This is a genomic window from Mycolicibacterium sp. XJ2546, assembly GCF_053483195.1.
The window spans coordinates 130,304-149,522 of sequence record NZ_JBEFRW010000011.1 but is presented as its reverse complement, the minus strand read 5'-3'; the positions used below and the strand labels follow the sequence as shown (position 1 = coordinate 149,522).

Here is a 19,219-nt window from a genome sequence, read left to right as displayed (position 1 = left end):
GTCATGGCGACGTGGGCGGAACCTCGGTGTAGTGCGGCGCGAACCCCTCGGCGGAGAACGTGAACCCGTTGCCGCTGGCCTCGCTCATACACGACACCCCGGACTCCTGCACGTTGCAGCGAAAGCCGGCTGCGTTGAGGATTTTGTTGAAGTCCAACACTTCTGCCGTATCGGAGTCGGTGGTCGCCAGGGCGAAGCCTGGCTCGTCGAGCGCGACGAACCGGGCCTCGCCCTCCCGTTCGACCAGGACAGCGTTGGGTGTCGCATCCTCGCCTGACACATCGGGTACCGATGTGGGTGCGCCGGAGATGCCGAGCGCCGAACCCCAGCCCGTCGCCGACTGACAGCCGGCCTTGACCCGTGGCACGATCGCGCAGGCCCACCGCCCGCTGGGGGTGGTGAAGAAGTAGACGGCCGCGCCGTCCGGATGCGCGACATAGTCGAATGCGTCCACCAGATGCCGACTGTTCGGCGCGGCGGGCGGTGGGGTCGTTGTGCTGGCCTGCGCGGTGGGCGGGGGTTCGCCGGTGTTGACGATCCGTTCTCCCGAGCAGCCCGCGCCGGCGACGGTGAGCGCTGCTGCCAACAAGGCCCACCGCACGGTGTTCTTCGTCCCCATGCGTTCAGCTGGCGCCGATCCGCTCCGGGCTGATCGGCTCACGCGATTGGATCAACGCCTTGAGGTCGTCGAGCCCCTCCCAGATGTTGACGTTCATCCCGGCGATAACCCGGCTGTCCGCGTCGAACCAGAACGCGGTGAACTCGCGTCCGGCTACGTCGCCGCGGAACGCCACCCTGTCGTATTCGCGAGCGTGGCCGACGTATTCCATTCCGAGGTCGTACTGGTCGGTGAAGAAGTAGGGCAGGTCGGCGTACTCGGCGGGTCTGCCGATCATCGCGTCGGCGGCGACGGCCGGTTGCTTGAGCGCGTTCGCCCAGTGTTCGGTGCGGATGCGCACGCCCAGCAGCGGATGTTCAGCGGCCGCGATGTCGCCGACGGCGTAGATGTCCGGGTCGCTGGTGCGCAGCGACGGATCCACCTGCACACCACCGTCGGCGATCGCCAACCCGGCGGCCTCGGCGAGCTCGATGTTGGGCGCCGCGCCGACGGCGATCAACACCTGGTCGGCGGCCACGGTGGCGCCGTCGCTGAGTTTCAGCCCGGTCGCGGCACCGTCGGCGACGGTGATCTCCTCCACGGTCGTCGACAACCGCAGATCCACGTCGTGCTCACGATGCAGGTGGGCGAACACTTCGCCGAGTTCGCGCCCGAGCGCGGCCTGCAGCGGCGCGCTTGCGGTTTCGACAACGGTGACGGCCGCCCCGTGCTCACGTGCGACCGCAGCCACCTCGAGGCCGATCCACCCCGCGCCGACGATGGCCAGCGAAACACCGTCGCCCAGCGCCGATTTGAGCGCGTCCGCGTCGTCGATGGTGCGCAGGTAGTGCACACCGGCCGAATCGGCGCCGGGAATGGGTGGTTTGCGGGGGCGTGAACCGGTGGCCAGCAGCAGCTTGTCGTAGCGCACCGGATCGCCGTCGGGCAGGGACACGGTGTGCGCGGCGGTGTCGATACCGGTCACTTCGGTGCCCAGTTGCAGTTCGATGTGGTGATCGCGGTACCAGGGCGCGGGCGCGACCGTGAAGTCATTGAGCGATTTCTTGCCCGCCAGGTAATCCTTGGACAGCGGAGGCCGCTCGTACGGTAGCTGCTCTTCGGCCGTGAACAATACGATATGACCGTCAAAGTCTTTGTCCCGCAGCGCTTCTGCAGCTTTGGCTGCCGCGAGGCCACCGCCGACAATGACGATCGTAGACGACGTTGTCATGCCACACGAGCTTACTCCCGGTGCATGATGGCCGGGGAGTCGGCGTCGGCGTCACCGGTTCGAGCCGTCAGCTCTTTGAGCAGCCGCGCGTTTCGAATGGCGTGCCCGCCGAGGTCGTTGTTGAAGTAGACGACCACCCGCTTGCCCTTGGCGTCCCATTCCAGGACGCGGTCGGCCCAGCGCCGCAGCTCATCGTCGGGGTAGGAGCCGGCATACATCGAGTTCTGGTCGGGGCCGTGCATCCGGACGTAGACCAGCTCGGCCGTCGCACGCGGCACGCACCGCAGACCCGCGCCGCTCATCACCACATACGCCGCGTTGCGGCGTTCCAGCAGGGCATACACCGCAGGATCGTCCCACGAGGGATGACGTAACTCCATCGCCACGGGGATCCGGTCGGGCATCAGGCGCAAAAACGTGTCCAGAAGTGCGTCGTCGCGTTCCAGCTGCGGATGGGGCTGTACCAGCAGCGCTTCGGAGCGGTCGCCGAGTGCGATCCAACAGCGCTCGAAGCGCTCGATCCAGGGCTCCGGCGCCCGCAGCCGGCGGTAGTGGGTCAGGCCGCGCTGGGCCTTCACCGACATCGTGAAGCCCTCGGGCAGCCGCTCACGCCACCCGGCGAACGCGCTGTCTTTGGGCCAGCGGTAGAAGCTGGCGTTGAGCTCGACGGTGTCGAACTCCTCGACGTAGCGAGCCAGTCTTTTGGCCACCGGCAAACCCGGCGGGTAGAGCACATCGGCCCAGTGCGCATAGGACCACCCCGACGTACCAATGCGGATCATCGCGACGACGAAACCTTTTCGCGCAGATCGTCATCCAACGATACCCGGACCAGCGCGGCAGCCAGTTTCGCCGTCGACCGTGGCGCCAGCTCGGCAAGCTCGTCGGCCCTGCCCGACAGCCCCAGCTTGTGCGCGCCGTCCATGGCGCGGTTGTCGAAGTAGGGCCGCGCCCACGTCCAGATGTCCTGCGCCTCGCGCAGGAAGATGTCGGCTCCGGTGTCGCCGATACCCTTGAACTGCTTGAGAAGTGCAGCCGCGGTGCCCGCATCGCCGTCGGCCTCGGCCGCCAACCGGCGGAGGTCACCGTGGTATTCGTCGCGGACCGTCCCGGCGATGTCGATGAGCCTGTCAGCCGAGCTCTCGTCATAGCGGACATAGTGGGCACGGCCGAACGCGCGGATCATCTGCTGACGATCCGCCTCGAGCACCGCGTCGGGTTTGCGCAGCCCATCCGCGAAGAGTTCGCGGGCCGCGCTCACCGCGATCGCGGCGTCGATCGGCTTGCTGGCCAGCATGCACAGCACCAGCAGTTCGAACAGCGGCATCGGCTGGTCCTTGAGCCGGATGCCCGCCTCGTCGGCGTAGGTGGTGCCGGCGTGCTCCAGCAGGCTCTGGACCAGTTGCTTGCGGTCAGAGGTACCCATTTGCGCTGACGTACCCGGGCCCGACTGGTAACAAACCACCGCGAGCTGGGCCCAGGTCAGGCCGCGGCCGTCGCGCCGGAGTCCTCGGCGGGCACCAGGGCCTGCGCGATGATGTCCGCGACGTCGGTCATCGGCTTGACCTCCAGCGCGTCGAGCACGTCGGCCGGGACGTCGTCCAGGTCGGCCTCGTTGCGCTGCGGGATGAAAACCGTTGACAGCCCGGCCCGTTGCGCGGCCAGCAGCTTCTGCTTGACGCCGCCGATCGGCAGCACCCGGCCGTTCAACGTCACCTCACCGGTCATGCCGACGTCCGAGCGCACCTGGCGCCCGGTGACCATCGACACCAGCGCGGTCACCATCGTGACACCGGCCGACGGACCGTCCTTGGGCACCGCGCCCGCGGGCACGTGCAGGTGGATCCGCCGTTCCAGCGTCGTCGGGTCGACGCCCAGCGCCTCGGCGTGCGAGCGCACGTAGGACAGCGCGATCTGCGCCGACTCCTTCATCACGTCGCCCAACTGACCGGTCAGGGTCAAAGTCGCTTCGCCGGCTTCACCCTTTCCGACGGCATTGGCCTCGATGTAGAGCACATCGCCGCCCATACCCGTTACCGCGAGCCCGGTTGCGACGCCCGGCACCGCCGTGCGCTCGGCCGACTCCGGCAGGAACCGCGGACGGCCAAGGTAGTCAACGAGATCGGCCTCGTCGACGACGACCGCACCCGGTTCGGTGGCCAGTTTGGTCGCGACCTTGCGCATCATCTTGGCCAGCAGCCGTTCAAACTGCCGCACACCCGGCTCGCGGGTGTAGTCGGCGGCGATCTTGCGCAGCGCGACTTCGGTGACCTCGACTTCATCCATGGTCAGCGCCGCACGTTCGCGCTGCCGGGGCAGCAGGAAGTCCTGCGCGATGGCGAGCTTGTCGTCGGCGGTGTAGCCGTCGATCTCCACCAGTTCCATGCGGTCCAGCAGCGCCGACGGGATGTTCTCGATCACGTTGGCGGTAGCCAGGAACACCACATCGGACAGGTCCAGATCCAGGTCCAGGTAGTGGTCGCGGAACGTGTGGTTCTGCGCCGGGTCCAAGACCTCCAGCAGCGCCGCCGCCGGATCCCCGCGGAAGTCCGAGCCGATCTTGTCGATCTCGTCGAGCAGCACGACGGGGTTCATCGAACCCGCCTCGCCGATCGCGCGCACGATACGGCCGGGCAGGGCGCCGACGTATGTGCGTCGGTGACCGCGGATCTCGGCCTCGTCGCGCACGCCGCCCAGGGCGACGCGGACGAACTTGCGGCCGAGCGCACGGGCCACGCTCTCGCCCAGCGACGTCTTACCGACGCCGGGCGGGCCGGCCAGCACCATCACCGCACCCGAGCCACGGCCGCCGACGATCTCCAGCCCGCGCTGAGCGCGACGCGCCCGCACGGCCAGGTATTCGACGATGCGGTCCTTGACGTCGTCCAACCCGTGGTGGTCGGCATCGAGAATCTCGCGCGCCCCCTTCAGGTCGGAGCTGTCCTCGGTCGTGAGGCTCCACGGCAGGTCCAGCACGGTGTCCAGCCAGGTACGGATCCAACCGCTCTCCGGGCTCTGGTCGCCGGCGCGCTCCAGCTTGCCCACCTCACGCAACGCCGCCTCGCGGACGTTGTCGGGCAGGTCGGCGGCCTCCACGCGGCTGCGGTAGTCATCAGATCCGTCGGGCTCACCCTCGCCGAGCTCCTTGCGGATCGCGGCGAGTTGCTGGCGCAGCAGGAATTCCTTCTGCTGCTTTTCCATGCCCTCGCGGACGTCCTCGGCGATCTTGTCGGTCACCTCGACCTCGGCGAGGTGCTCGCCGGTCCAGTCGATCAGCAGTCTGAGCCGCTCGGCGACATCGGGTGTCTCCAGCAGCTGACGCTTCTGCACCTGCGTCAGGTACGAGGCGTAACCCGCCGTATCCGCCAGCGCCGACGGATCGCTCAGCTGGTTGACGAAATCGATGATCTGCCAGGCTTCCCGGCGCTGCAGCATGGCCAGCAGCAGCTTCTTGTACTCGCCGGCCAGCGCCTTGACGTGCTCCGGTGCGGGATCCTCGATGACCTCGGTCACCTCGACCCACAGCGCGGTGCCCGGGCCGCTGGCGCCGGCGCCGATGTGTGCACGGCTCTCGCCGCGCACCACCGCTGCGGTGCCGTTGCCCCCGGCGATGCGGCCAATCTGCACGATCGAGGCCAGCACCCCATAGGTGGGGTAGCGGTCCTCCAACCGCGGCGCGATCAGCAGTTCGCCCGAACCATCTGACGCGGCGGCCCTAGCTGCTTCAATGGCCGCGCGTGCGGCATCGTCGAGTTCGATCGGCACCACCATCGACGGCAGCACGATCGGAGTGCTCACGAACAGCACGGGCACTGTTTTGGCTTCAGCCATCACACCTCCAAAGTTCAGTCAGATGGACTCAACCTTGGGCGTGGCGGGTTTGTTCCCGCGAAGCCGCCACTGTGTTCGCGAGACGTACACCAGGGCTGCGATCGTGGCCGCTCGAACGACCCTGGTGTAGCACTCGCGAACAAAGCCACCCAAACGGGCAGGGAGCCTGCCGTTCGGGGGTTACGGCAGGCTCCCTGTGTGGGGTGGTTTAGACGGCGCCGGAGGCTCCGAGCACCCGCTGGATGTCGGGCTTCATCTGCTCGAGCTGCTGGCCCCAGTAGCCCCAGCTGTGCGTGCCCTGTTCGGGGAAGTTGAACACACCGTTGGTGCCACCCGCGGCGACGTAGTTGTCGCGGAAGGTGATGTTGGTGCGCAACGTGAACCCTTCGAGGAACTGCGCGGCCATCAAGTTCTGACCGGCGGCACCGGAGTCCAGATCCGACGGGGTGCCGGTACCGCAGTAGATCCAGAGGCGGGTGTTGTTGGCGACCAGCTGACCGATGTTGACCATCGGGTCGTTGCGCTTCCACGCCGGGTCCGTCGAGGGGCCCCACATGCTCTCTGCGTTGAAGCCGCCCGCATCCTGCATCGCCAGCCCGATCAGCATCGGCCACCAACCCTCGGAGGGATTGAGGAAGCCCGACAGTGAAGCGGCGTAGATGAACTTCTGCGGGTGGTAGATCGCATACGTCAGCGCGCTGCTGCCGGCCATCGAGATGCCGACCACCGCGTTGCCGTTCTGCGACACGCCCCGGTTGGCCTCCAGCCAGGCCGGGAGTTCCTGGGTCAGGAACGTCTCCCACTTGTAGGTGTAGTCCTGGCCGTTACCCCGTGACGGCTGGTACCAGTCGGTGTAGAAGCTGGACTGACCGCCGACCGGCATGACGACCGACAGCCCGGACTGGTAGTACCACTCGAACGCCGGGGTTTCGATGTCCCAGCCGTTGTAGTCATCGCGGGCGCGTAGACCGTCGAGCAGGTACACCGCGTGCGGCCCACCGCCCTGAAACTGCACCCGGATGTCGCGGTTCATCGCCGCGGAGAACACATCCAGGTACTCGACGGGCAGACCCGGCCGGGAGAACGCGTTAGCGGTCGCCGACCCCCCGAAGATGCCGGCCAGACCGGGCAGGGTCGCCGCAGCTACGGCGGTCACCGCCAACCGGCGCAACAGTTTGGTTCTGGTACCTCGGTACCTCTTTGAGAACTTCATAACGGCAACCAACCCACCTTTCATCGCTTGTTACAAAGCAATTGCCGTCGCTTTCCTGCGTTATGAAACACGCACTCCGGCCCGGTCGACGCGCGCAACACTCGGTTGCCACGTCGCGGTTGGCTAACGATTACGACTCGCCGCGGACTCAAGGCCCGCCGATGTGCCGTGTGACCAGTGAGAAAGCAGTGACTAGTGTGACGACGGCGCTCGGGCCGAATCGCCACGCGATAACCGGTGCAGCTGGGTCACGTGGTGCGGGCCGAGTTCGTCCAGCGACGTCACACCGAGCAGCTTCATCGTGCGGCTGACCTGCGACGACAGCATCTCGATGGCACGTCTCACTCCGGCCTCACCGCCGGCCATCAGCCCGTAGAGGTAGGCCCGGCCCACCAGCGTGAAGCGTGCGCCCAGCGCTATCGCGGCGACGATGTCGGCTCCCGACATGATTCCGGTGTCCAGCAAAACCTCGGTGTCGCCGCCGAACTCGCGTGCGGCATGGGGCAGCAGGTGAAACGGCACCGGGGCGCGGTCGAGTTGGCGGCCGCCGTGGTTGGACAGCACGATCCCGTCGACGCCGAGGTCGACGACCGCTCTGGCATCGTCGAGCGTCTGAATTCCCTTGACCACCAGGCGGTTCGGCCACTGCTTCTTGATCCAGGCCAGATCCTCGAACGTGACGGTGGGATCGAACATCGTGTCCAGGTATTCGGCGACCGTACCGGGCCAGCGGTCCAGCGACGCGAACGCCAGCGGTTCGGTGCTCAGCAGATCGAACCACCAACGGGCGCGCGGTACCGCGTCCAGCACGGTGCTCAGGGTCAGCGTCGGCGGAATCGACATGCCGTTGCGGGTGTCCCGAAGCCGCGCACCGGCGACCGGAACGTCGACGGTGACCAGCAGCGTGTCGTAGCCGGCTGCGGCGGCGCGTTCCACCAGCGCCATCGACCGGTCCCGGTCCTTCCACATGTACAACTGAAACCAGTTGCGGCCGTGTGGGTTAGCCGCCTTCACGTCCTCGATGGACGCGGTGCCCAACGTCGACAGCGCGAAGGGGATACCCGCATCGGCTGCGGCACGGGCACCGGCAATCTCTCCTTCGGTGTGCATGAGCCGGGTGAACCCGGTCGGGGCGATGCCGAACGGCTGGGCCACCGCGGCGCCCAGCACGGTGCGGCTGGTGTCGACCGTCGCGACGTTGCGCAGGATGGCCGGATGAAATTCGATGTCGCGGAACGCTTGTCGGGCTCGAGCCAGGGACAGCTCGTCCTCGGCGGCGCCGTCGGTGTAGTCGAACGCCGCTCTGGGGGTGCGGCGCCGCGCCAGCAGCCGCAGGTCATCGATGGTCAGCGCGTCGGCCAGCCGGCTCTGCACGCCGAACCGTGGGGCGCGAAAACCCAGCAGCGGAACCAACTCCGCGGGCCGCGGTACCCGTCGCTTCACGACGGGTCCGGCGCGATGATCAGCCAGCCATGCGGTGCGACGTCGACCTCGTTGACCTCGTCCGGTGGCGGTGCACCGGATCCAGCGACGATGCGGCCCGGACCGAACCCGAGGTCGGTCATCACGACCCCAGCCGGCGCGTCGTCCATGTTGAGCGCGACCACCAACGTGTCGGTGCCGTTGCGGGTTTCGTACACGTACTGACGGTTGCTCAGGTGCAGCGCCGACGTGCGCGCATTGTGCAGCCAGGGATGTCGTCTGCGCAGCCCGATCAAGTGCTGATGCAGCCGGAACACATCGTGGCCGTACTCGTCGGCGGTCGGTGCGGGACCGAACTCCGGTCGCACCGCGTCGTCGCCGCCGAACCGCTCCTCTTTGACGCCGGTGTAGGCGAATTCGTCGCCGGCGTACACGCTCGGGGTACCGCCGGTCGTGAACAGCAGCACCAGCGCGTGTTCGAGATGGCCGGTGTGTTCGAGCCGGCTGGCGATCCTGGTCACGTCGTGGTTGCCGACGAACGTCAACGGGACGAAGGTGTCCAGGAATTCGTTGTGGCGCAGCAGCGCCCAGTCCAGTTCGTAGAAGTTGCCGTCGACAAGAGCGCTCCAGATCGCCTTCCACAGCTCGTACTGGGTCACCGAATCGAAGCGCGCCTGCGCGACCATCTCTGCGTAGTCGCCGTGGATCACCTCTGCGAGGAACCAGGCGTCGGGATAGGCCGCGCGCACGCGCGGCAGCACCGCGGCCCAGAACCGGTCGGGCACTGCGTAGGCCGCGTCCAGGCGCCATCCGTCGGCGCCGCGGCCCAGCCAGTGCGTCAGCACGTCGATGGTGTAGGAGATGACCTCGGGATTGTCGTGATCCAGGGCGATCAGGTCGCCGTGACCTTCGAATGTGTCAAAGCCGTTGGGGCCCTTTCGGAACCATTCGGTGCGGGCGAAATCAGCTGCGACGTGGTTGAATACGCCGTCGAGCAGGATCCGCAGCCCGCGGCTCTTGGCCTCGTTGACCAGCGCGTCGAAGTCGTCGTCGTCACCGAGCCGGGGGTCGATGCGGTAGTGGTCGACGGTGTCGTAGCCGTGGCTGCGCGAGGCGAACACCGGCCCCAGCGCGATCCCGGAGGCCCCGAGTTCGATGGCGTGGTCGAGCCACCCGATCACCCGGCGCAGCCGGTGTTCGGCAGGGCCCGGCGGCGGATCGGCCGGATACGCGCCGACGAAGCCCAATGGATAGATCTGCCACCAGATCACGTGCTGGACCCAGGCGGGCTCAGTCATGCCCGGTACTTCGCTTCGTAGAGCGCCTTCATCGGTTCGGCGAATTCGGCGACAGGACCGTCGGCCCTCACCCCGGGAGCGACAATGGTGATCGGCAGCGGCGCCACCGGCGACGGCGGTGCGCCCCACTCCTTCAGCCAGCCGCTCAGCTGCGCCGAGGAGGTCGCGTAGACGATGCGATCCAGGCCTACCCAGGCGTGCGCGGCCGAGCACATCGGGCAGTGCTCACCGGAGGTGTAGACGGTGGACCTGGCACGTTCGGCGGGGGTGAGGAAGGCGGCGGCCCAGCGCGCGATCGCGAACTCCGGGTGGCGGGTGTGGTCGCCGTCCTTGACCCGGTTGCGGTCCTCGAACCGGGTCTGGCCGTCGGCGTCGACCAGGATCGAGCCGAACGGCTCGTCACCGTTGTCGAGCGCCTCACGCGCCAACTCCACGCAGCGGCTCAGGCGGGCGAGGTCGTCGTCGCTGAGTGCCATCGACCGCAGTCTACGGGGCGCTGACCTCCAGACGACACGCACATGAGGCCGCGATCGGGACATCGGCACGCGCCATGGCCAGCGCCAACTGCTGACCGATGATCGTGGCTTCGTCGATGCGGCCCAGCCGCTGCAGGCATTCGTGGTAGCCGTGCAGGCTCCACACGTTGTTGGGGTGCTGGCAGGGCCGCGGCAGGGTGCGATCGAGCCCGAGGTCGGCGGCGTACACGCTGGCCGCCCGCTCGACGTAGCCTTGCTCGAGCAGTAGCGCGCCGTAGGCGTGCCGGGTGGGCTGCATCCAGCCCCACGGCTCGTCGTAGGGCAGCGCGTCGTCGAGCGCGATCGCCGTCTCCAGTCGCGCGAACGCTTTGTCGAATTCGCCGTCGCGGTAGGCGATCTCACCGGCGAGCATCTGCGAGGCGATCGCCAATATGTCGAGCACGGTGTTGTTGAACAGATACCGGGTGTCGGGGATGCGGCCGTAGACTTCAAAAACGCGTCGCGCTCGGCGTGGGCCGCGACGAGGTTTCCCTTCACCGCGTGGGCCACGCCGCGGCCGTAGTGGATGGTGGCCGCTGTGGAGCAGTACAGGTCCAGATCCTGCGGCAGCCGCTGGGCGATCAACTCGTCCCAGCGGCCGAACCGCACCAGCGCGTGGATGCCCAACGGCACGAACGCCTCGAGCCAGTCGGCCATCGGCGGGCTCTCGATCCGCAGCAGGTCCGGCGTCAGCTGATCGACGAGTTCGTCGGCGGCGGCGAACGCGGCGCGCGAATTGCCTTCCAACATTGCCGAATACACGATGAAGTGCAGGTTGTGGGCGCGGTAGAGCGAGTAGAAGTTCAGCGGCCCTTCCCGGTCGACGAACCGCCGGTCGACCCGCGCCGCGGTCGAGTTCGCGACCACAGAATCCCGATAGTTGCCGCACAGCACGTCGATGTGGCTGGGCATGTGCAGCAGATGTCCGGCGTCGGGTACCAGATCGCGCAGCAGGTCCGCGGCGGGCAGCGCATCCTGTGGGTTCGGCGACATCTCCATGGTGTGCAGGTACAGGTGCAGGATGCCGGGATGTTCACGTCCGGCGGTGCCGGCCAGCGCGCGGTCGAGGATCTGTTTGGCTGCCAGCACTCGCGAGCCGACAGCCGGTTCGCCGGTCCTGGTGTCCCACAGCGCCCACGCCGTCACGTTGACCAGCGCGTCGGCGGCTAGGGCCTGCACATCGACGTCGTCGGGATACGTGTCGCCGAGTGTCTGCATCGCATCGGCGTAGGCCGCGCCTCCGGCGCTCAATGCCTCGGCGTCATCGGGATCGGCGGTGGGAAACCGTTGCCGCAGTGCCTCGATCAGCGCCCGTTCGACGGGCGAAGCGCGGCCGTCGGCGGCCAACCCGAGTTCCGTTCTGGCCCTGGCCAATGACGTGGCGGCGTCGATGGGGTCGAACGCGTCCCATCCCTTGTTGTAGTTGGGCCCGACCGAGTATGCGATTCCCCATCGCGCGATGGCCAGGTCGGGGTCGAGATCCAGCGCGCGCTCGAAGCACCTGATCGCCTCGTCGTGGTTGAACGCGTACGCCCACACCATGCCGCGGTCGAACCACGTTTGGGCCTCCGGCACGGTGGTGTCGGTGGGCCGGTGATAGCCGCCCAAGTCGTAGTAGGGCTCGGCATGGGCAACGGTCATAAGGCACGGTAGTTCAGCCGCGCGGCGGCGGCGCGCTGATTCGACAAGCTGCTCTAGAACGTGTTCTAGTGCTCCAATGGTGGAGTTCACCCATATCGGCGACGTCTCCTCAGCCGAGATCGCGCAGCTGCGCGAGGTCTATGCCCCGCTCGCCGAGTCCGTCAGGGAACTGGTCGACGCGACCATCCGCACCGAGGTCGACGCGCAGACGGTGGCGGCGGTCCGGGCGCAGATCGACGCGGCCACCGCGCAGCTGCGTTCGCAGCAGTGCGACGGACCGTTCGGGGTGCGCTTCACCACCGACGGGGACCGCATGGCGTGGGGCAACCCGGTGATCGGCATCCGGAATCCGTTCGCGCCGCCGCTGGTGGTGCACCGCGACGCCGACGGGCGCGTGCACACCGACTTCGACATGGGTGCGGCCTACGAGGGGCCGCCGGGTCACGTGCACGGCGGCATCGCCGCGCTGGTGCTCGACCACCTGCTCGGTGAAGCGGCAGCCGACGGGCTGAACCCGCGCTTCACCGGCACCATCACGCTGCGCTACCTGCGCACCACCCGGCTCGGCCGGTTACACGCCGAGGCGAAAATCACCCACAGCGAGGGCGTCAAGACCTATGCCACAGGTTATTTGGCCGATGCCGAGGGTGTGACCGTGGAAGCCGAAGGGGTGTTCATCACGCCGAAGTGGGCTCGCGAACAGTAGCGATGCTCGACAGGCTGCGGGTGATCGTCGCGATCTCGGCGACGAGCACGCGGGCCGCGCCGTTATCGGCGGCCAGGTCAGCGGCCCGATCGCGCACCTGCTGGTTGGCCGCGGTGAGCGCGGCCAAATCGACCGTCCACGGTGCGGCCGGGCTCGGCGGCGCGCCGCGCAGCGCATCCACATAGTCGTCTATCGCCGCGACGAATTCGGCCGGCACGTTGGCGAGCGGCTGCGGCGGCAGGCTGGCCTCCAGCGCGGTACACGCGGCGGTGACAGCGTTGAGCGCCGCCCGGTACGAACGCAGCCAGCGGCGCAGCCCGGGGGAGTCCAGCCGTGCCGCGCCGGATGCCGCTTCGAACGAGGCGCGGGCCCGGAAGGCCTTCTGCCACGCCGCCGACACCGCCTCGGCGGGACGGTCGAGTTCGTGCACGAAGGCTTTGATAATCGTTGCGGCGTAGTCGATCTCGGTCTTCAGCAGCTCACCGGAGCGTTGCCGCAGCCGGATCAGCGAGTGGTCGGGAAACGATACGTGCGCCACCACGGCCAGTCCGCCGCCGATGACCAGGGAGAACAACCGGTCTTCGGCCGTCGCGCCCGACGTCGCCGAGCCGATGTCGAGCAGGAACACGACGGCCCCGGCCAGTGCGGCGCTGACCGCGAGGTAGCCGAACCGGCTGACCCAGTAGGTAATCGCGATGAACAGCGTCGCCAACACCGCCGCGACATATCCCGTCGGCTCCACCAACAGCGTGATCGCCGACGTCAGCACGACGCCCGCCGCGATGCCCGCGATGCGCCCGATACACCGGGTGTAGGTGTGCGCGGTCTCCGGGCGCAGCACCATCAGCACCGTCAGCGCCGCCCAGTACCCATGGTTGACGGGGGCGAAGCGGTCGGCGGCGATGCCCGCCGTGACGGCCGCCGACAACCGCACGGCGTGGCGCAACACCGGTGACGTCCACGTCAGATGGTCGCGCATCAAGCCCACCGCCCTGCGGACCGGGCTGATCAGGTCGGGTCGGTACAGGTCGGGGAACCGCAGTTCTGCAGCCTCGTGTAACTGCTGTGAAAGCCGTTGCGCGGTCGTGGCTTCCGGTCCGGTGATCATCGACACCGCGGTGTCGACGCGGACGAGCGCGTGCTCGGCGTCGCGGCGCGCAGTGTGTTTGTGATCGGCGATCGCGTCGAGCACGGCCGCCGCCGAGCCCAGCATCTGTGACACCTCGTCGCGCTCGCCGTCGGAGGAGCCGCGGAACGCGTGCAATGTCGTCATGATCCGCTCGGGCAGCCGATGTCCGCCGAGGTAGGCCTTCGGTCGCCGGCTGGCCTGGGTGTCCATGAACGCGTCGCGCAACGACGGCGACAGTGCCGCGTCCAGCGGCGCCGCCCGGTCGGCGGCGACCTGGCGGGCATCGTCGGCCAACGACCGGTAGGCGTTCGACAACGCCTCCCGCTGGGTTCGCCACCGCTGCGGTGGCCACACGGCGATCAGTGCCGCCTGCAGACATCCCGCCGCGATCGTCAGAACCGTCGGCACCAGCACCGAGGACACCGTGGGCGCCACCGGTGGTGTGACCACCAGCAGCGCGCTGGCGGCCGCGCCCACCAGACCGGCGTTGCCGCCCAGCGCCCATTGCAGTCCAGCGGCGAAACACCACAGCGCCACCGCCACGACGAACAGCACGTTGTAGGCGCCGGTCAGGGCGCCGAGCAGGACAGCGCCGCCCATCTGCAACGAGACCGTGACGACCAACGGCACCCGGCCGCCGGGGCTGTCCTGCAGCGCGATCGCACCGGCGATCGCAGCGGCCCCCGCAGCCCACAACGCGGCCGCGCCCGAGTGCCACAGCAGCGCGACGGCCGCCATCGCGATGACCCCGAGCAGGCTGCGCACAACCGCCCCGATGTCCGGCGACGTCGGCCGCAGGGCTTCGAAAACCTTGGGCCCGGTGGTCACCTCCCCATTCTGACGCCTATGCGGCCGGTACCGGTGCACTACACGCCGTCACCGTATCCGGTCTGAACGCGAAGAAAATGCGTCCACCGCCATCCGTAGAGCGAATCCGATTGCCGCGCTGAGTATTCGAAAACTGCCGCCACCGTCAGTGGACCGTTGCGCCGCAGCGAGTTCGCAATTCGGGTGATAGCGGCGGTATCGCGGAGATAAAGTCAGCGCACTGCTAACGGAAGGGGAGCTGTGATGAGCACAGCGGCCGAACGTGCAGCGCAACTTGATCTGGTCGCGCGGCTCAAGTCGGCGTATCCGGAGCTTCCCGACGCCCCGACGCCGGATCTGCTCGACCACGGCCGCATCACCGCGTACCTCAAACCCGTCCACGACGTGGGTGGTGAACCAGACGCGCCGATGAAGTACGAGAACAAGCAGTACGAGCTATGGGAGCACATGACGTACGTCATCTGCGAAGTGCTGGCGTGGCGCGGGATATGGCTCTCGGAGGAGCGCCGGCGCATCGGCAACGTCGACGTCGGGCGCGCCCAGTACCTGGGGCTGCCCTATTACGGCCGCTGGCTGTTGGCTGTCGCACGGGTGCTGGTGGAAAAGCACCACATCGCGCTCGGCGAGTTGAGCGAGCGGATGGCCGAGGTCGCCGCGCGCTACGAGGGCGGACTGGCCGGCAAGGCGCTGGAGGCCCAACCGAAGTGCGAAGGGGACGGGTCGGCCGTCAAACGCAACGCCCACCACAAACACGCGGTGGGCAAGGGTGACCCGCAGGTTTACGCCGGGCAGGCCGGCGAGCCGAAGTTCAACGTCGGCGACGCCGTGGTGGTGCGCGAACTGCCGGTCGTGTTCTACACCCGCACACCCGAATATGTGCGGGGCGCGACGGGTGAGATCGCGACCGTCGCCTACGAAAGCCCCGCCGCCGAGGACGAGACCTGGGATCGCCCGGACGCACAGCCGGAGTGGTTCTACGTGGTCCGGTTCAACATGTCCGAGTTGTGGGACGGCTACACCGGCACCGCCGATGACGTCATCCAGACCGAAATTCCCGAACGCTGGCTGGCATCAGCCACCTGAGTCACAGGGGCGCACATGACTGAGCACGACCACGACCACGACCACGACCACGACCACGAACGGACCATCGCCCCGATGGTCGACGAAATCACCGACTTCGAGGTGCTCGAGATCGCGCTGCGCGAACTGTGTATCGAGAAGGGCATCTTCACCGCCGAGGAGCATCGTCGTTTCACCGAGTTCGCCGAACAGATCGGTCCGACACCGGCTGCCCGACTGGTCGCGCGGGCGTGGTTGGATCCCGAGTTCCACCAACTCGCGTTGAGTGAACCGATGACGGCCAGCAAGGAAGTCGGCGTCGACTGGATGGAACCGACCGGGTTCGGCACGCCAAGCGATTTCACCGCGTTCGAGATCCTCGCGGACACCCCTACCGTGCACCACGTCATCGTGTGTGCGCTGTGCTCGTGTTATCCGCGCCCGATCCTCGGCAATTCCCCGGAGTGGTACCGCACGCCGAACTACCGACGCCGCCTGGTCCGCTGGCCGCGTCAGGTGCTCGCGGAGTTCGGCCTCTACCTGCCCGACGAAATCGCCGTCCGGGTGCAGGATTCCAACCAGAAGCACCGATTCATGGTGATGCCGATGCGCCCGCACGGCACCGACGGCTGGACCGAAGACGAGTTGGCGCAGATCGTCACGCGCGACTGCCTGATCGGTGTCGCCCTGCCGAAGCCGGGCGTGACCACCAACGTGATCACCGAAACCCGCCCCGCGATCCACCCGGTCACGTGAACGCCGCATCCGACCCGACGCCGGTCGCACCACTGCAGCAGGTCGTGCGGCGCAACCAGGTCTGGCCGCGGATGGCGGCCAAGTACGGCGTGGACAACCCGGTGCCGCCGTGGAAGACCAGCCTCGACGGTATGTGCGATGCGCTCGACCGCGCCGCGTGCGACACCGGAGCGCCGAACTTCAAGGAACGCCGCGACGAGGAGGACGCGTTGTCGGCGACGGTGTACGCGGACCTGCCCTATCCGGAGAACCAGTTGATGGCGCTGGCGCATTCGCTGCTCGCCCGCGGGATCGTCGACGCCACCGAACTCGAGCGGCGGATGGCCGCCGTGCGCGACCGGCTGCAGGCCTGACCGCAGCAGCGTCCGGTTCACCGCCGTCGCGGTAAGTTCGGCTTCGTGGAGAAAGTCATCATCACCCTGCGGGGCGCCGAGCCGGACGAAAAGTGGTGCGCGCGAATGCGCGCCCGGGTGGCGGCCGACCTGCTCGACATGGATCTTCCGGGCCTTGCCATCAACCTGCGCGACGAGGTGGTGCGAGACTCACTGATGACGCTGACGACGATGGATCCCGCGGTGGTCGGTTTCGTCACGCTGTGGACCCAACAGTCCTACGGCCAGCAGGTGCGGGCCGCGATCGAGCGGCTGCAGTCCGAAGCCGATGACGTCGCCGCCTATCTGGTCACCGAGTCCGTTCCACTGCCCCCGCCCGACACCGTGCCTGGTCAACGCAGCCGGGGCCTGGCCAACGTCGCACTGCTGCGCCGCCCCGCCGACATGGACGAGGCGACCTGGCTCGCGCGGTGGCACATCGACCACACCCCGGTGGCCATCGAGACCCAGGCGACGTTCGGCTATACGCAGAACGCCGTCGTGCGCGCGTTGACGCCGGACGCACCGATGCTCGCGGCGATCGTCGAAGAACTGTTCCCGCAAGAAGCCGTGGCGGACCTGCACGCGTTCTTCGGCGCCGCCGATGACGACGATTTGCGGATGCGGATGGAGCGGATGGTGGCCAGCACGGCGGCGTTCGGCGCCAACCGTGACGTCGACACCGTGCCGACGAGCCGCTACGTGTACCGCACGCCGTTCGCCGCCAACCCGACGCGCCGTACAGTCGACCGGTGACCGAAGTGCAACCAGCGCCCCTGCAGATCAGCGACGAGAACCGGGTCCGTACCCTGACGCTGAACCGGCCTGAGGCCCTGAATGCGTTCAACGAACAGCTGTATCACGCCACCGCGACCGCGCTGCGCGACGGCGCCGACGACCCCGAGGTGGCCGTCGTCCTGTTGACCGGATCGGGCCGGGCGTTCAGCGCGGGCAACGACCTCAAAGAAATGCAGCGCCGCATCACCGAACCGGCGTTCAACCAACAGGGCAGCCACTTCACCACGATGATCGACGCGCTCGCCGAGTTCCCCAAGCCGCTGATCTGTGCGGTCAACGGCGTCGGAGTCGGTATCGGCGCAACGATTCTCGGCTACGCCGATCTGGTGTTCATGTCCTCGACGGCGAAGTTGAAGACGCCGTTCACCAGCCTCGGAGTAGCACCCGAGGCCGCGTCGTCATATCTGCTGCCGCGGCTGCTGGGGCGGCAGAACGCCGCCTGGCTACTGATGTCATCGGAGTGGGTCGACGCCGACGAGGCGCAGCGAATGGGGTTGGCGTGGAAGGTGTGTGAACCCGACGACCTGTTGGTGCAGGCCCGCCACCACGCCAACATCCTTGCCGAAAAACCGATTCCGAGCCTGATGGCGGTGAAGCAGACCATCGTCGCCCCGACGCGTGCCCAGATCGCCGCCGCGACGGCCAGGGAGAACGAGCACTTCGCCACGTTGATGGGCACCGCCGCCAACGCCGAGGCGCTCGCCGACTTCACCGGCCGTCGCGCAGCCCGGTGATCGCCGATGGCCGGTGATCGCGCAGTCAGCGGCCGGATGGAGGGCCACGGCTTCTACACCGCACACTCCGCGGCTCAGCACGTCTTCGGTGAGCAGGCCCTGGACTGGCTCGAACAGGCCGCCGCCGAGGTGACGCCGCCCGCGGCCGGGCTGCCGTTCGTGATCGCCGACTTCGGTGCGGCCGGCGGCGGCAACTCGCTGGAGCCGATGCGACGCGCGCTGACCGCCCGCGTCGGGTCGGGTCCCGCGATGGTGGTGCACACCGACATCCCCGGCAACGACTTCTCGGCGTTGTTCGAGCTGCTGCAGTCCGCACCGCAGAGCTATCTGCACGCCGCGGACGTGTTCGCCTACGCGGCGGGCCGCTCGTTCTATGAACGGCTGTTTCCCGACGGGTACCTGTCGCTGGGCTGGTCCTCGATAGCGGTGCACTGGCTGAGTCGCCTCGACGTGACGATCCCCGATCACATCTACTCGACGTTCGCCACGGGCGACGTTCGGCTCGCGCTGCAGCAGCAGTCGGCGCGGGACTGGCGAACGTTCCTGCGGCACCGCGCGGCCGAGCTGCGCGCGTCGGGCCGGCTGATCGTGCTCGGTGGTGCGAACGAGGACGACGGCACCAGCGGCGCGGAGGGGTTGATGAACGCCGCCAACGACGGTCTGCGCGCGTTGGTCGAGGTCGGGGCAGTGCGGTCCGCCGAATACCGGCGCATGACGATCCCCACCTGGAATCGCACGCCGGGGGAGTTCGTCGCACCGTTCGACGACCCGCGGCTGCGGGAACGGCTGGATCTGCGGCGCACCGAACTGCGCTCGGCGCCGGATCCCTATCTCTTGGCCTACCAACGCGACGGCGATCTGGACGCCTACGTCGCCGCGGTCGTGGAAGCGTTTCGCGCGGCGTTCGAGGAGTCGTTGTGGGCGGCGCTGGATTCCGACCGCGACGCGACGGCACGTGACCGCATCCGCGCGGCGTTCGACGCCGAACTCGCCGGGCGGGTGGCCGCAGACCCCGAGGGGTGCGCTACCGCGTGGCGGGTGATGGTGCTGGACATCGCCGCGCGATGAGGCCCCAGACCCTCATAC

The 19,219-nt window shown here is 68.0% G+C and carries 17 protein-coding genes and 1 pseudogene; 7 read left to right on the top strand and 11 right to left on the bottom strand.

What is annotated here, in order from left to right:
* Position 1: 1 nt before the first annotated feature.
* The 10 genes and pseudogenes from ABQE44_RS18530 to ABQE44_RS18485 form a co-directional block, all read right to left on the bottom strand.
* Positions 2 to 619, bottom strand: coding sequence for a hypothetical protein (locus tag ABQE44_RS18530; RefSeq protein ID WP_448431239.1), 618 nt, complete (start codon positions 617 to 619; stop codon positions 2 to 4).
* A gap of 4 nt (positions 620 to 623) precedes the next feature.
* Positions 624 to 1,829 carry an NAD(P)/FAD-dependent oxidoreductase gene (locus tag ABQE44_RS18525; protein WP_448393954.1) on the bottom strand — a complete coding sequence of 402 codons (1,206 nt, stop codon included), beginning with the start codon at positions 1,827 to 1,829 and terminating at the stop codon, positions 624 to 626.
* A gap of 11 nt (positions 1,830 to 1,840) precedes the next feature.
* Entirely contained in the window at positions 1,841 to 2,611 is a 771-nt protein-coding gene (locus tag ABQE44_RS18520; RefSeq protein ID WP_448431237.1) for a DUF72 domain-containing protein, read from the bottom strand.
* Positions 2,608 to 3,255 (bottom strand): endonuclease, encoded by a 648-nt coding sequence (locus ABQE44_RS18515; protein ID WP_448431235.1) that lies wholly within the window; start codon positions 3,253 to 3,255, stop codon positions 2,608 to 2,610. The genes ABQE44_RS18520 and ABQE44_RS18515 overlap by 4 nt, the downstream gene beginning before the upstream one ends.
* Positions 3,256 to 3,311: 56 nt before the next feature.
* Complete coding sequence (gene lon, locus ABQE44_RS18510) at positions 3,312 to 5,660, bottom strand: endopeptidase La (RefSeq protein WP_448431233.1); 2,349 nt, start codon at positions 5,658 to 5,660, stop codon at positions 3,312 to 3,314.
* Positions 5,661 to 5,868: 208 nt separating this feature from the next.
* Positions 5,869 to 6,873, bottom strand: coding sequence for an esterase family protein (locus tag ABQE44_RS18505; RefSeq protein ID WP_448393950.1), 1,005 nt, complete (start codon positions 6,871 to 6,873; stop codon positions 5,869 to 5,871).
* Between the two features lie 192 nt (positions 6,874 to 7,065).
* Positions 7,066 to 8,316, bottom strand: a complete 1,251-nt coding sequence (locus ABQE44_RS18500) for an alpha-hydroxy acid oxidase (protein WP_448431231.1) — start codon at positions 8,314 to 8,316, stop codon at positions 7,066 to 7,068.
* Positions 8,313 to 9,593: an alpha-amylase family protein gene (locus ABQE44_RS18495; protein ID WP_448431229.1), complete on the bottom strand. Its 1,281-nt coding sequence runs from the start codon at positions 9,591 to 9,593 to the stop codon at positions 8,313 to 8,315. Before ABQE44_RS18495 ends, ABQE44_RS18500 begins: the two co-directional genes overlap by 4 nt.
* Complete coding sequence (locus ABQE44_RS18490; protein WP_448393947.1) at positions 9,590 to 10,069, bottom strand: nucleoside deaminase; 480 nt, start codon at positions 10,067 to 10,069, stop codon at positions 9,590 to 9,592. Before ABQE44_RS18490 ends, ABQE44_RS18495 begins: the two co-directional genes overlap by 4 nt.
* 10 nt (positions 10,070 to 10,079) lie before the next feature.
* A pseudogene (locus ABQE44_RS18485) lies at positions 10,080 to 11,749 on the bottom strand (tetratricopeptide repeat protein).
* A gap of 76 nt (positions 11,750 to 11,825) precedes the next feature.
* On the opposite strand from ABQE44_RS18485, the gene ABQE44_RS18480 reads away from it, so the two are divergent.
* A complete protein-coding gene (locus ABQE44_RS18480) occupies positions 11,826 to 12,455 on the top strand; it encodes a PaaI family thioesterase (RefSeq protein ID WP_448393945.1) in 630 nt (209 codons plus the stop codon).
* Here the strand turns inward: ABQE44_RS18480 and ABQE44_RS18475 are convergent.
* Positions 12,427 to 14,412: an FUSC family protein gene (locus tag ABQE44_RS18475; RefSeq protein WP_448393944.1), complete on the bottom strand. Its 1,986-nt coding sequence runs from the start codon at positions 14,410 to 14,412 to the stop codon at positions 12,427 to 12,429. The genes ABQE44_RS18480 and ABQE44_RS18475 overlap by 29 nt on opposite strands.
* Positions 14,413 to 14,655: 243 nt before the next feature.
* Here ABQE44_RS18475 and ABQE44_RS18470 point away from each other — a divergent pair, with 243 nt between their 5' ends.
* Genes ABQE44_RS18470 through ABQE44_RS18445 form a run of 6 tightly spaced genes read left to right on the top strand, consistent with a single transcriptional unit; the run spans position 14,656 to position 19,201 of the window.
* Entirely contained in the window at positions 14,656 to 15,495 is an 840-nt protein-coding gene (locus ABQE44_RS18470; protein ID WP_448431227.1) for an SH3-like domain-containing protein, read from the top strand.
* A 15-nt stretch (positions 15,496 to 15,510) separates the two neighbouring features.
* The gene (gene scnC / locus ABQE44_RS18465) at positions 15,511 to 16,230 is read left to right on the top strand and encodes a thiocyanate hydrolase subunit gamma (protein ID WP_448431225.1); all 720 of its coding nucleotides are present in this window, start codon (positions 15,511 to 15,513) and stop codon (positions 16,228 to 16,230) included.
* Positions 16,227 to 16,583, top strand: coding sequence for a thiocyanate hydrolase (locus ABQE44_RS18460; protein WP_448393941.1), 357 nt, complete (start codon positions 16,227 to 16,229; stop codon positions 16,581 to 16,583). The genes scnC and ABQE44_RS18460 overlap by 4 nt, the downstream gene beginning before the upstream one ends.
* A gap of 45 nt (positions 16,584 to 16,628) precedes the next feature.
* Entirely contained in the window at positions 16,629 to 17,357 is a 729-nt protein-coding gene (locus tag ABQE44_RS18455; protein WP_448393940.1) for an EthD domain-containing protein, read from the top strand.
* Positions 17,354 to 18,133, top strand: a complete 780-nt coding sequence (locus tag ABQE44_RS18450; protein ID WP_448393939.1) for an enoyl-CoA hydratase/isomerase family protein — start codon at positions 17,354 to 17,356, stop codon at positions 18,131 to 18,133. The genes ABQE44_RS18455 and ABQE44_RS18450 overlap by 4 nt, the downstream gene beginning before the upstream one ends.
* Before the next feature lie 6 nt (positions 18,134 to 18,139).
* On the top strand, positions 18,140 to 19,201 hold the full coding sequence (locus tag ABQE44_RS18445) for a class I SAM-dependent methyltransferase (RefSeq protein ID WP_448393938.1): 1,062 nt from the start codon (positions 18,140 to 18,142) through the stop codon (positions 19,199 to 19,201).
* The last annotated feature ends 18 nt before the right edge of the window (positions 19,202 to 19,219 follow it).

Coding starts and splice junctions, on each gene's coding strand:
- ABQE44_RS18530 (WP_448431239.1), bottom strand. CDS start 619: ATGGGGACGAAGAACACCGTGCGGTGGGCCTTGTTGGCAGCAGCGCTC.
- ABQE44_RS18525 (WP_448393954.1), bottom strand. CDS start 1,829: ATGACAACGTCGTCTACGATCGTCATTGTCGGCGGTGGCCTCGCGGCA.
- ABQE44_RS18520 (WP_448431237.1), bottom strand. CDS start 2,611: ATGATCCGCATTGGTACGTCGGGGTGGTCCTATGCGCACTGGGCCGAT.
- ABQE44_RS18515 (WP_448431235.1), bottom strand. CDS start 3,255: ATGGGTACCTCTGACCGCAAGCAACTGGTCCAGAGCCTGCTGGAGCAC.
- lon (WP_448431233.1), bottom strand. CDS start 5,660: ATGGCTGAAGCCAAAACAGTGCCCGTGCTGTTCGTGAGCACTCCGATC.
- ABQE44_RS18505 (WP_448393950.1), bottom strand. CDS start 6,873: ATGAAGTTCTCAAAGAGGTACCGAGGTACCAGAACCAAACTGTTGCGC.
- ABQE44_RS18495 (WP_448431229.1), bottom strand. CDS start 9,593: ATGACTGAGCCCGCCTGGGTCCAGCACGTGATCTGGTGGCAGATCTAT.
- ABQE44_RS18490 (WP_448393947.1), bottom strand. CDS start 10,069: ATGGCACTCAGCGACGACGACCTCGCCCGCCTGAGCCGCTGCGTGGAG.
- ABQE44_RS18480 (WP_448393945.1), top strand. CDS start 11,826: ATGGTGGAGTTCACCCATATCGGCGACGTCTCCTCAGCCGAGATCGCG.
- ABQE44_RS18470 (WP_448431227.1), top strand. CDS start 14,656: ATGAGCACAGCGGCCGAACGTGCAGCGCAACTTGATCTGGTCGCGCGG.
- scnC (WP_448431225.1), top strand. CDS start 15,511: ATGACTGAGCACGACCACGACCACGACCACGACCACGACCACGAACGG.
- ABQE44_RS18445 (WP_448393938.1), top strand. CDS start 18,140: ATGGCCGGTGATCGCGCAGTCAGCGGCCGGATGGAGGGCCACGGCTTC.